The organism is Flavonifractor plautii ATCC 29863, assembly GCF_000239295.1.
Lineage (GTDB): Bacteria > Bacillota > Clostridia > Oscillospirales > Oscillospiraceae > Flavonifractor > Flavonifractor plautii.
In genome coordinates this window covers 404-650 of the sequence record NZ_JH417828.1, presented here as the reverse complement: position 1 = coordinate 650, position 247 = coordinate 404, and the positions used below count along the sequence as shown (strand labels likewise).

General features: G+C 63.2%; 1 pseudogene. It reads left to right on the top strand.

The features are described 5' to 3' along the window. A pseudogene (locus HMPREF0372_RS21455) lies at positions 1–247 on the top strand (hypothetical protein); the annotation flags it as partial.

Sequence of the window (247 nt, the reverse complement as noted above, 5' to 3'; positions counted from 1 at the left end):
GAGGCCCTGAAGTTGATCCTCAACGAGCACGGTACCGTAACCCCCTATGGGGTGGTCTATGATAACGGTATGGAGCTGGAACAGCTCTACACGGAGGGCGGTCCCTTCCCGGACTATCTTGACCGGGAGTTCGTCATACTCCTGGAGGCGTCCGCCGGCGAAGGGCAGAGCACCCTGCTGGTTCTGCCGGACAGCCCAGCCAGGCTGGAACGGCTCCTGTGCCGCACCGGTATACGGGACAGCCCCC